This window comes from Pseudoflavitalea rhizosphaerae (assembly GCF_003991355.1).
GTDB classification, from domain to species: domain Bacteria; phylum Bacteroidota; class Bacteroidia; order Chitinophagales; family Chitinophagaceae; genus Pseudobacter; species Pseudobacter rhizosphaerae.
In genome coordinates this window covers 1-12,912 of the sequence record NZ_RCSU01000026.1, presented here as the reverse complement: position 1 = coordinate 12,912, position 12,912 = coordinate 1, and the positions used below count along the sequence as shown (strand labels likewise).

The 12,912-nt window shown below is 46.8% G+C and carries 8 protein-coding genes and 1 pseudogene; all 9 read left to right on the top strand.

The window, feature by feature from the left end; translation table 11 throughout:
• Nucleotides 1-77: 77 nt before the first annotated feature.
• Entirely contained in the window at nt 78-710 is a 633-nt protein-coding gene (locus D9Y29_RS26285; protein WP_127133236.1) for an RNA polymerase sigma factor, read from the top strand.
• 79 nt (nt 711-789) lie between these two features.
• Complete coding sequence (locus D9Y29_RS26280; RefSeq protein ID WP_127133235.1) at nt 790-1,986, top strand: FecR family protein; 1,197 nt, start codon at nt 790-792, stop codon at nt 1,984-1,986.
• Nucleotides 1,987-2,215: 229 nt separating this feature from the next.
• Nucleotides 2,216-5,977, top strand: coding sequence for a SusC/RagA family TonB-linked outer membrane protein (locus tag D9Y29_RS26275; protein WP_164735564.1), 3,762 nt, complete (start codon nt 2,216-2,218; stop codon nt 5,975-5,977).
• 10 nt (nt 5,978-5,987) lie between these two features.
• Nucleotides 5,988-7,493, top strand: a complete 1,506-nt coding sequence (locus tag D9Y29_RS26270) for a RagB/SusD family nutrient uptake outer membrane protein (protein ID WP_164735563.1) — start codon at nt 5,988-5,990, stop codon at nt 7,491-7,493.
• A 33-nt stretch (nt 7,494-7,526) separates the two neighbouring features.
• On the top strand, nt 7,527-8,498 hold the full coding sequence (locus tag D9Y29_RS26265) for a hypothetical protein (protein WP_127133232.1): 972 nt from the start codon (nt 7,527-7,529) through the stop codon (nt 8,496-8,498).
• 36 nt (nt 8,499-8,534) lie between these two features.
• Nucleotides 8,535-9,242 carry an RNA polymerase sigma factor gene (locus D9Y29_RS26260; RefSeq protein WP_127133231.1) on the top strand — a complete coding sequence of 236 codons (708 nt, stop codon included), beginning with the start codon at nt 8,535-8,537 and terminating at the stop codon, nt 9,240-9,242.
• A gap of 106 nt (nt 9,243-9,348) precedes the next feature.
• A complete protein-coding gene (locus D9Y29_RS26255; RefSeq protein WP_127133230.1) occupies nt 9,349-10,269 on the top strand; it encodes an ABC transporter ATP-binding protein in 921 nt (306 codons plus the stop codon).
• A gap of 8 nt (nt 10,270-10,277) precedes the next feature.
• Complete coding sequence (locus D9Y29_RS26250; protein ID WP_127133229.1) at nt 10,278-12,623, top strand: ABC transporter permease subunit; 2,346 nt, start codon at nt 10,278-10,280, stop codon at nt 12,621-12,623.
• An 8-nt stretch (nt 12,624-12,631) separates the two neighbouring features.
• Nucleotides 12,632-12,912: pseudogene (locus D9Y29_RS26245) on the top strand (MutS-related protein); the annotation flags it as partial.

The window sequence follows — 12,912 nt, the reverse complement described above, 5'->3', positions numbered from 1 at the left end:
AGAAGTCACTCGCCGGGAGGCGAGCGACTGGCCACTCTCCGTTTTTTTTGCAGGTCTTGTGAAATATTTGATATAGTTTGCGGATATTAAATGCATTACAATCATTGTTGTCCGGCGGAAAACATAATAAAACAGAAATAATACAACGCCTGCTGGAAGGTGATGAACAAACCTATCGGCAGGTATATGACCAGTATTGGAACCGGGTCTACGGCGTTGCACTCAGTTTCCTGAAGTCCACTCAACTGGCGCAGGATGCCGTACAACTCGTTTTTGTACGCTTATGGGAAAAGCGTGATAAGCTCAAAGAAGTTTCCCATTTCGATGCATGGTTTGCAACACTGGCCCGCAACACCATCATCAATGCCCTGGAAAACCGGGCATTCCAGCTCGCTGCCGGACCGGCTGATGAGCTTACTCCTCCCGATCTTCTTACCCCTGGTTATTTGCTGGAATACAAAGGCGCCGTTGCTTTGATAGATGAAGCCGTGGCAACCCTTCCTCCACAGCAAACTGCCGTTTTCCAACTGAGTAGGGAACAGGGATTATCCTATGCAGAAATTGCAGAACAACTCAATATAGCACCAGCCACAGTGAAAAGCCATATGGTCCGGGCGCTGAATGCCATCCGGGAATATGTACGGCTGCATTCCGGCGATGCATTCCTTACAACCTGGTTGCTGACCTCGATCCTTGAATATTTTTTTTAACACTCACTGCACCTGTTCATTTTCTTAACCTGTCTTATTGATTTACCGGGATCTTTTGAAGACCCGCTAAAACCTTATTATGGAATCACCGAACGATTTTTCACGATTATTGGACAAATACCTGGCTCAAACGATTACGGCCGAGGAGCAGCAGGAATTCTTTGCACTCATACAAAGCAGGGACCATATGCCGGAACTGGAATCGGTTGTAGCCGAAGCGCTGGAAGATGCATCCTTCGATGTTGCAGAAGAGCCGGTATTACGCGAGATCATTTTCGAACGCATCCTGCAGCAAAGGGAAACCCCGGTTCGCCGGATCCCAATCTACCGTCGCTTTGGATGGGCTGCCGCCATACTGGTGCTGCTTGGCGGAACCGTTTACTTCTATGTAAGCAGCCATAACCAGAACAAAACTGTTATTGCAGATCAACAACGCAATAACAAGAGTATACAACCCGGAAGCAATAAAGCCCGGCTTACCTTATCCGATGGCACTGTGATTACCCTTGACAGTGCAGCCAGTGGCGCCATCGCACAACAGGGAAACGCATCCGTGATCAAGCTTCCCAATGGAGAGATCCGTTATGATGTGAATGGTAAACCTACCGGCAAACCGATGATGAATACCATGACCACCCCCAATGGAGGCCAATACAACCTGGTGCTTCCTGACGGATCCAGGATCTGGCTCAATGCCGCTTCTTCAGTCACTTATCCCGCTGCCTTTACCGGGAATGATCGTCAGATAAAGATCAGCGGTGAAGTGTATATGGAAATCGCAAAAGACAAGAGCAGGCCATTCATGGTTAATGTAGATGGAAGATCAACTGTTGAAGTGCTGGGCACAAGTTTTAATATCAACTCCTACCCAAATGAAGGGAAGATCAAAACAACATTGATAGAGGGAGCCGTTAGAGTGTCCAGCCTGGAAAAAGATGGCCGCCGCACCGGACAGGGCGTTATGCTGCAGCCAGCTCAACAGGCCGTAGACCCTGGAGGCTCAGAAAAGATCAGTGTGCAACCCGCCAACATACAACATGTACTGGCCTGGAAAAATGGTTTCATCAATTTTGAATCAGTCAGCTTTGAAGAGATCATCAGGCAGATAGAACGATGGTATAATATCGATATACAAATTGAAGGAACAATGCCTGGTGTAAAGATCGGAGGCAGAATGGACAGGGGCGTTCAGCTTTCAGACCTGATGGCTTTCCTGAACAATTTTGACATTCGAACAAGACTTGAGGGAAGGAAATTAATATTGAGTCAGAAGTAAATTGTAAAAACAAGATCAGCAACAAACTGATCCTTTCAAAGATTCTTACCCAAAAAAAAGCCGGAAGTGCTTGCTACACTACCGGCGAAAAGTTTGGGTAACGAAAATAAAATAGTCGTCGCAGACTGTTACTACATCACCCAAACTACGCGAAAGTATGCAAAAAACTGCTGTCTTTGGCCGGCCTGCTCGCGGGAGCAACCGCCTGTTAACCAAAACTCTGTTAGTTATGAAGCTAACCGTATTTTACTTAACCGTAGCCTTAATGAATGTTTCGGCTGCAGCCCTCTCCCAAAACGTTGACCTGTCGGTCAAAAACGTTCCGCTTAAACAGGTTTTTACCATACTCCAGGAAAAAACCGGGTTCTCATTTCTTTACGGAGATCAAACGCTGAAGCAGGCGCAGCCTGTTACCATCGATGTGAAGGACAGGCCGCTGACAGAAGTGCTGGACGAGATCCTGAAGGCACAGCGATTATCTTATGTGATCAGGAGTAAGACCATAATTGTTTCTCCTGATACTTCCATTAATCTATCAATTGATTTCAAAATTGAAAAGCCCGGCACAGATGCTCCGGCTGATCCCATTCCAATAAAGCTCAAAATTGTTGACCAGGACTACAACCCGCTTTCCGGCGCATCCATCTCTGTTAAAGGCTCCAGGAATTCAGGAGTGACCGATGCGCAGGGCGTGATCACCATCAGTGCAGAAATTGGCCAGACCCTGATGATCTCCTATGTTGGTTATAATAATATCAGCATCAGGATCACTTCTCCCAGTACGGTTATGGTGGTTTCTTCCCCTAACAGAACTGCTCCCACCTCAACAAACGTGGGCGTTAACAACAGCCTGTTCAATGGTCAAACCATTGGCCTGGGTAAGGATTTCTTTTTCATTCCACTTTCAAAAAAAGCTGCACAACTGGACGAAGCGGTTGTGTATAACGGTTATCAAAAAATAAAGCAGAAATACCTCACCGGGTCCGTAAGCTCTTTAAGAATGGATTCCATTTTTCAGCCAGGACTGAATACCGTAGATAAAATGCTGGAAGGCCGCGTACCCGGTCTCATGTTCATGCAAAACTCCGGGCAGGCCGGCGCAGCGCCCAAACTGCGGATCAGGGGTACTTCCACCTACCTGGGTTCGCGGGAACCGCTTTGGGTAGTGGACGGGATCGTTCGCACCAACCCAATTCCAATTCCGGCAGAAAGGATCAACGATCCGGATTTCGTGAACCTGCTTGGCAATGCCATCTCAGGCTTGAATCCTTACGACATCGAACAGATAGATGTGCTGAAAGATGCAACAGCAGCAGCACTCTATGGCGTAAGGGCCGCCAATGGCGTGATAGTGATCACCACCAAACGCGGAAAACCCGGCCCTCCCACCGTCAACTACAATGTAACGGGAACTATTACACGAAGGCCAAGATATACAGACAGGGCCATTTACATGATGGATTCCCGCGAACGCATTGATGTTTCCCGCGAAATGATCGAAAAAAAGATGAAGCTGCGCGGAGGCGCATTGGAAGCTTATGAGAAAGACATCATCGATTATTATGAAGGCGCAATTGATTATGAAACTTTCAAACAAAGAGTAGACAGGGCTGAGTCCATCAATACAGACTGGCTGGGAAACACCATGCGCGATGTGTTTGCCACCAATCACACACTCAGTGTATCCGGCGGATCTCCTTCCGCTTCCTACCGTGCATCAGTGGGATACCGCACAGAACCGGGAGTGATCAAAAAAGAAAGCAACGACCTGTATACCGGGATGCTGAACCTGCAAATGAATTACAGGAAATTCAAAGTGGAATTCAATATCCAGTTGAACAAGGAAAAAAGAAGATATACTCCCTCCGAAGTTGGACTGCTCAACTACGCATATGGCACCAGCAGGGCCATCCCGCTTCGCAATGAAGATGGTTCGCTGTATTTCTATTCAACCGTCAATTCAAATACGACCATCAATAGTTTCAAGGACCTCAAAACAATGAATATCGAGAATGAGATGAATAATACCGGAGAAACGGTTGAAAGCAATGAATACAATGCCAGTGTGGACCTCAGCTACGAGATCGCAAAAGGGATCCAGTTCAATTCCAAACTGGCATATACCGGAGGCAATTCCAATCATGATATCTGGTTTGCTGAAAATACAGAATGGGTAACAGAACAAAGAAGGATTTCATACTTCCAGGATATCTTTCAGCCAGATCAGGATATGATCCCATTCGGTGGCGAGCTCCGCCACCAGACAGTGAGAAGACAGAATTATCTCATCAATGGCCGACTCAGTTTCAACAGGTACCTTGATCGCCAACACAAACATCAGCTCACTGTTGAAGTGGCTGCAGATCTGACTTCCAACAGGAGCAGCTCATTCAATCAAACCAGCAGGGGCTATTATCCTGACCGGGGTTATAGCTTCGCCGTTATAGACCCCTCGGTTTATACGAATTACGCCGGCTGGCTGTCGCGCGAAGGCCAGCCCCGCATCACCGAAGCGATGCAGAATGCTGTTCGTCCCTTTATTACATCCACTTATATTTTCAATGAACGTTATGTGATCAGCGCCACAACCAGCCAGGAATTCTCGAACTCCTTTGGCTCAAGAAGCAATGAAAAATTCCTTCCAACCTGGGCTTTGTCAGGCAGATGGAATGTTCATGAAGACCTGCTGCATAATCTTTCATGGGTAGACCAGGCAGCCCTGCTGATTTCTTTTGGCACCCGCGGAAATATGTTGCCCGGCCAAACGCCTTATACCATTTTTACAAAAGGGCCAATCGATCCCTTCTATACCGCTCCCGCATCCAACATTACTGCCTTCCCCAATCCTGATCTGGCCTGGGAAAAAACGCAGGATTACAATGGCACCCTTCAGTTCTCTATCCTGAAAGGAAGGATAAACGGATCTATTGGTTATTTCTATATCAAAACCACCAATGCTTTCCTGGAAAAGAAAGTTTCCGCCATCAATGGAGCCCCCTCCAATACCTACGTGGTGAATGGAGGTACCCTGGAAAATCAGGGAGTGGAACTGAGTTTGAATTTCAAGGTCATCGACAATATGGGCGCCGGTAAGAAAAGGTTCATGTGGCGCTTCGATCCTCAACTTGGTCAGGTATTCAACAAACTGATCAATAACAATCTGAACAGCAGGAATGTAATGGTGGATGCGGCCACCCTCACCTACCAGGATTATCTGAGTGGCAATGTGCCTGTCAATGGAAAATCCGTGAACACCTTTTATTCCTACCGGTTCAAATCCCTGGACCCTAATCAGGGCTTTCCAATTTTCTATGGAGCCGAACTGGAAAACAAAAATGAACTGAGCGCCAAATACAACAAGATGACGAAGGAAGAAGTATTCGATATGGTGATGGTTGAATCCGGAAGAAGAGAGCCCGTATTGCAGGGAGGCATCAACAATTCTTTCGTACTCGGTAACTGGACCCTCAATGTAACCTTCACTTACAGCATTGGCAATAAGATCAGGTTAATGCAGATCGCATCCGGTAATTACGGCACTTTCAGGCCCAGCTCCCAACAAAACCTGCGCAAGGAATTCGCAAACAGATGGCGCTATCCCGGGGATGAAAAATTCACCAATATCCCCGGTATCGCAGGGGCGCCAGGGGCAGTGGATTTCGACAGGTTTGGCTGGTGGGGTAACCCTGATACGCATGTAACCCGCCCGTTTGCCACTGATTATTACCAGATGTACGATTTCTCAGACCTGCGCGTGGTAAAAGGAGATTACGTGAAGCTTCAGTATGTTTCACTGAGCTACAGGATCCCGGAACAGTGGTGCAGTCAATTACATATCAAAGGCGCCACTGCACATATCAGCGGCACCAATCTCTTCACCATTGCCAACAAGGCGCTACGCGGACAGGACCCATCCCAGTCCGGTTCCGCTCCCAATATCAATCTTTCAATCAGACCGGTATATGCATTCAACCTCAATCTCAGTTTCTAAAACCAACACCATGCATTCACCTGCCAACAGGATCTGGATACCTTTGTTTTGCATACTCTGCATCAGTAACCTCTCCTGCAAAAAATTCCTTGCCGCTTATTCCCAGAACAACAGCTTTATTGAATCAGCAGCCGATCTTGATGAGCTGCTGGTTGGAGATGCATACGTGAATCAGTATCGGGAATCCGTTCCCGAAATGATGTATTCCATGGATGATGACGCTGCGGCCATCATCCCTACATCACAAAACAAAATACCGCAGTCACCCGGCTTTCACTACTGGCAGCCGCAGCCCCGGATCAATACAGAAGGGCAGTTAAGCAATAACGATCGCTATTTTAACGATCTGTACAGCAAGATCGCCCGTATCAATACGATCCTGCATAATGTTCCATTGCTGAGAGAGAAAGGTCAGCCAGTTGCCGCATTGGAACGGATTGCCGGAGAAGCCCATTTCCTTCGTGCTTTCTATTATTTCATCCTGGTGAACACCTATGGAAAACCCTATAAACCTGCCACTGCAGATACCGATTATGGTGTTCCTCTGAAAACAGAAGCAGCCATCAAAGAGCAATTTGCTTCACGAAGCAGCACCAGACAGGTATTCGATCAGATCATTGCAGACCTGCTTGAAGCAGAGAAAGAACTGGCAGGCGCCAATGAAAATTCCACCATCCGCGTCAACCAGGCTGCCACACAGGCATTCCTCAGCAGGGTGTACCTGTTTATGGAAAATTACGAACAGGCGGTTCTCTATGCAAACAAGGTGATCAGTAAAGAACAATACAAGATCACCAACCTGAATGTGCATCCGGCAGGAAAAGATTTCCTGAAAAAGAATTCACCCGAAGTAATTTTCACCATGGGCGCCAACCGGACAGCCAACGTTATGTTGTTGCAAATGGATATCCCATCCATCCCCGGCTTCAGGCCATCAGACGACCTTATGCTAAGTTATTCTGAGGAAGATCTGCGTCTCCAGGTCTTCTTTTTACCCAACAGTAAAGGCCTTATGAGAGTGGGCAAAAAAAGAGAGATCGATAATTCCACTACCGACGATGTTTCTGACTCCTACCTGATACGCATATCCGAAATCTATCTCAATAAGGCAGAAGCGCTTGCTGCTCTCGACCGGTTTGATGAAGCCCGCAATACATTACAGGAATTCAGACAATATCGTTTCAGGCCCAATGAGCTCCCGCCCATTTCTTCAGAAGGCCAGGCGCTCATCAACACCATACGAAATGAACGAAGGATAGAGCTTTGCTGGGAAATGCATCGCTGGTTCGATCTCCGCCGCTACGGGGTCAACACCAAATACCCTTTCAGTAAATCCATCCGGCACCGCTCTATTGCCTACACCGGTAACGGCTATGCAGACAATGGCTATTATGAACTGGGACCTTATGAACAGGATGCTGCCACTTATGTGGTCCCCATTGCCAACGATGAGATCGAATTCAACCAGGGATTGATCACCAATGAACCCAGGCCCGAACGCCCGTTAAAACAGTAACAGGCCCTTCATTCATCTCAACTCAATATCATCATGAAATTTAAAAATATGCGCATACCTTTCCCTTCTTCACTTGCCTGCATCCTGATGGCAGTGATAACGCTGACTGCAGGCTGCCGCAAGGAGAAATCGCCAGGCCCCAGCGACATGGACCAGAACTATTTCGTGATTGAAGACAATCCCAATGACCCCATCGATCACGCCATCTATGAATTCTATAAGAGTACCGGCATTGCCAGCTTCTATACGGATACCATCTATAAGAGAAAGATCAGTAAAGAAAATGAAAACCCGGCACGCTATTCCTACGTAACGCTATCCCTGGAATACGACCCCCTGGCGGATAACTGGGTCTATTACACACCACTTTCAGCCAGGGAAAAAATACCTGCACTGCTGGACCTGATGAAAACCGAACTGGTGCCCAAGCTACCGCCCGTCTCGTTATTCCCCTGCATACTGCTGATTGACTCATTTACCAATTATATAAATACTAATATCCAGTTATCACATGGATGGACAGCCTTGTATGGATTCAATACATTAGGGATTAAGGTGAAGAATGTGGAAGCGATGAGCATTGCAGAAAGAAAAATGTATGCAGCATCCATGCTGGCAGGCATTGCGGAAAAAAGAGTCAACCAGGTGATAGGCACAAGGGTGCAAAAAGACTTCCTCAGCATTTCAAGGGAAGCAACAAGAAACCTGTTCCCTTTTGAGGTGGATATCTATTATGGGATACCTTTCATGTATGTGCTTCCGCCGGACCAGGTGCCGCCTCCGAATGATATTGGCTTTCTCTTCTATCCAATTTTTGAAATGAACGGTATTCCCCTGGACAATATGCTACGCGAAACAGATGATCTCAGGGCATTTCTCACTGCCGTATTTTATTATACTGAACAGGAATTTGCCGATCTGCACCCCAACCAAACACTGGTGCTGAAAAAGTTTGACGTCATGAGAAGTTTCGCCAAAGAAGCCGGCTTTAAAATTCCGGAATAAGAAACCCCATGAAACTGAACGGATAAATGATCTTACATGACCACTATCACCCAATACAAGCCTTCACCTATGCAAGTACAGGAATATCCCTGCCGGGATGTTCCTGTGCATCTTTTCCATTCCCAGTTCACCAGGATCGTAGACAACTGGACTGCTCATCTTCAATACACTGCCTGGCAGATCACCAAAAACAAACAGGTTGCGGAAGACATTGTGCAGGAAGCATTCCTGGCGCTCTGGCAACAACGCGCAAAGATCATCCCCGAAAACCCGGTGGGATGGCTGACAAAAGTAGTAACCAATCTATCAGTAAGGTATATACGGGATAAAAATATACAGGTTCGTATACACAAAACATTGAGTGAAGCAGAAAACTTATCCTGCACACATGTAGAAGAAAACCTCATCGTGAAAGAAAGGCATGTTTTACTCAAACATATTTTCAACCAGCTTCCTTCGCAGCAAAAGATGGTGCTGCATCTCAGCAAAGAGAAAGGACTGAGAAGAGCAGAGATCGCCGCCTGCCTGCAGCTTTCACCCAACACTGTGAAAGTGCACCTGAACCGTGCGGTGCAATTTGTGAAAGAAAATCTTACCTGCATATCGATATTCGCACTCCTCTTTTTTTGTAACAATATTTTTTTCAAAAAGAGTAATACAAATGACCGGCTCATGGAATTGTTTAATAAGAGATATCTGAGCAGCACAATCACACAGGTCACATTTAATTCAATAAAACAATAACAGTAGTCTGTCAACAGGCAGCCTGAAAAAAACAAGGATTGATACAGTTTCCTGTACCGGTCAGGCCGTACTATGCTCTCATCTAATTTTCAAAAACACTCATTGCATGATCTTAAAAACAGAAAACCTCTCGCATCGTTATGGTAGCAGCTGGGCCATCCGCGATATCAATATTGAGATCGCCACCAATGGCATCATTGGGTTACTGGGTTCCAACGGCGCCGGTAAGTCCACTACCATGAATATCATCTGCGGAGCGCTCAACCAAACCGAAGGAAACGTAAGCATCAACGGCGCCGATATCCGGAAGGAACCAGAGCTTGCAAAAAAGCATATCGGTTTTTTGCCGCAGACGCCACCTGTATACCTCGATCTTACAGTGGATGAGTACCTGACCTATACAGCACAACTGAGACTGATAGAAGCTAAGAAGATCAAAGAAGCCGTGGATGAGGCAAAGGAAAAAACAGGCATTACCCATTTCAGTAAGCGCCTGATCAAAAACCTCTCCGGCGGCTATCGCCAACGGGTAGGCATATCCCAGGCAATCATCCACAAACCGAAACTGGTAGTAATGGACGAACCCACCAATGGCCTCGATCCCAACCAGCTGATCGAAGCACGTAAACTGATCAGGGAGATCGCACAGGAAAGAACAGTCCTGCTTTCTTCCCATATCATGTCTGAGATCCACCTGCTCTGCAAAGAAGTGATCATGATCGAATCCGGAAGGATCGTGTTTTCAGATTCGATGGACGCCTTCAACAACTACATGCAGCCTCAAAGTGTGCTGGTACGTTTCGCCAATCCCCCGGCCATCACAGAATTGCAGCAGATAAAAGGCATCACCAGGGCGGAATACACCACGGACAAACAGGCCCGCCTCTTTTTCGACGGAGAAGAAGATATTACCGAAAGGATCATCACTGAAGGTGTACATAAAGACTGGCGCATCCGTGAAGTGAACCTGGAAAAAGGTTTGCTGGACGATATCTTCAAACAATTATCCACCCAATCCCATCAATAAGCATAGCCATGAAACTCATACTAAATATTGCGAGAACAGAGCTCCGGAACTTATTCTTCTCCCCGGTGGCCTGGTTCCTGACAATCATCTTCTTCGTAATCTGTGCCATCTTCTATACGAACTACATGGCGGCGATAGCCAACTGGCAGGATTCCCTCCTGCGCACCACACCCTCATTCAAAGAATTTCCGATGGGATTGACCAAAGGCGTGTTCATGGGAATGAACTCCGATGGTTTTATCGCCAATATTTTTTCTAACTTATACCTCTTCATTCCCCTGCTCACCATGGGTTTGATCAACCGGGAGTTCAACAGCGGAACGGTAAAACTGCTTTACTCCTCTCCTGTTCAACTCAACCAGATCGTATGGGGGAAATACCTGGCGGTGATGGCTTACAACATGTTGCTGCTGACCATCATGCTGCTCTTCATGATAGTAGGCGCTTTCAGCATCAGGGACATCGATGCAGGACATTTGACTACCGGTTTGATCACCTTCTATCTCATAGTATGTTCCTATACCGCTATCGGTATGTTCATGAGCAGCATCACCAATTACCAGATCGTATCTGCCATCGCAACTTTCATCCTGCTCTTCCTGTTGCAGCGGATAGGCGGCCTCTGGCAGGAATATGATTTTATCCGCGACCTCACTTATTTCCTTTCCATCAATGGCAGGGCGGAAAGAATGGTAGACGGCCTGATCACTACCCGCGACATCATGTACTATGCCCTGATCACTTATATGTTCGTAACCTTCAGCTACCTGAGCTTACGTCATGGAAGGGAGATGGTTTCAAGAGGAAAAAAAGCAGTCCGTTACCTGACTGTATTTATTTCGGTTATGGTTATAGGTTATCTCACTTCGAGGCCCGGCTATATAGGTTACTGGGACGGCACCAGGATCAAAGCCAATACCATCAAGGAACAGACGCAGGACATTATGAAAACCATGCAGGATGAGCCCATGGAAGTAACACTCTATACCAACCTGCTGGACCCCGGCCAGGGCTTCGGAAGGACCAGGCCCAGTTCACGCAATACCTATATCTGGAATTTCTGGGACCAGTTCATCCGTTTCAAACCCAATATCAAATTCAATTATGTACTGTATTACGATGTTGCAGATGGAGACAGCACCATGTATAAACGCATGCCCAATATGACGCTGGATTCCATTGCCAGGGAATATGCCAAGATGTATGAAACAAATATCAAATGGTACCTCAAGCCCGCAGAGATCAGGAAACAGATAGATCTGCAGGGCGAAGGGATGCGCTCTGTAATGCACCTGAAATACAAAGGCAAAAGCATCTTTCTCCGCACCTATGAAGATTCAAAATACTGGCCGGATGAAGAACATGTAGCAGCAGCCCTCAAGAGACTGGCCAACGACACTATCCCCAAAGTATACGCTTCCACCGGCAACTATGAACGCAGCATACACAAGTTGGGAGAACGCGAATACAACAGCTACTCCATACAAAAATTAAGCAGGGCAGCCCTCATCAACCACGGATTTGAATTTGATACGTTGAACCTGAACAGGCAGGATATCCCCGCAGATGCTGATGCACTGGTGCTGGCCGATCCCAAAATAATGCTGAACGATACCGTAACAACGCGCCTGAAACAATATATAGACAAAGGCGGCAACCTGCTGATAACAGGTGAGCCCGGTAAACAGCATGTGCTGAACCCGTTGGTCAAACCAATGGGAACTGAACTGATGCCCGGTACCATGGTACAGATTTCACAGCACGAAACCCCTGATAAAATAACGCCTTTTGTAACTACAGACCACACCTGGATGTTTAAGCAAAAAAATCCTTTCAGCATTGCGGTCAGAAAAGGATTGGATAATGGCGATTCAACCAAAGTGATGCATCCTGGTGTTGCTCCGCTCTCCTTCACAGAAAACGGGTTCAAAGTTACCAGACTGATGGTATCAGGACCAAAAGGATTGGCCTGGGTAAAAGCAGGTCATTTGGTAACCGATTCAGCGCCACCGGTACTCGTTGCCAATGAAGGCGATTACAAACTGGATTCGTTCACAGTTGCATTGGCAATGAGCAGGCAGGTGGGTAAGAAGGAACAAAAGATCGTGATTGCCGGTGATGCCGACTTCCCTTCCAATCTCAGGATGGGTTCGCAATTCCTTGCCAGTAACTATGCAAGCTGGCTCACCGAAGAGGCATTCCCTATTCACTTATTTCCCATACCGCCTACGGATACACTTCTGACCATCAGCCTCAAAGCTGCAGAAACACAAAAGATCATTCTTATCTGGGTCCTGCCCGCCGCCATTTTGGTCCTCGGCTCAGTTATCCTTCTCAGACGTAAACGACAATAAAAATCATCATGTACCTGTTAACCGATGAACAAACGATCGAGGATCTGCGGATCTTCGGCAAGCGAGATAGCCAGGGATTATTCGATCTCTACAATCATTCACATACCCGTGGCGCAGAAACTGTATTGAAGGAAATGTTCACCAGGCCGTTATCTGATCAACAAGAGATCAACCGCAGAAGCGATATCATTCGCAATTTTTCGGAGATGGATATGCGCTTTCCATTTGAAGGAGCTTTATTTGATATGGCGGAGAAATATTTGCTGGCGGCGGATGAACAGAAAAAGCA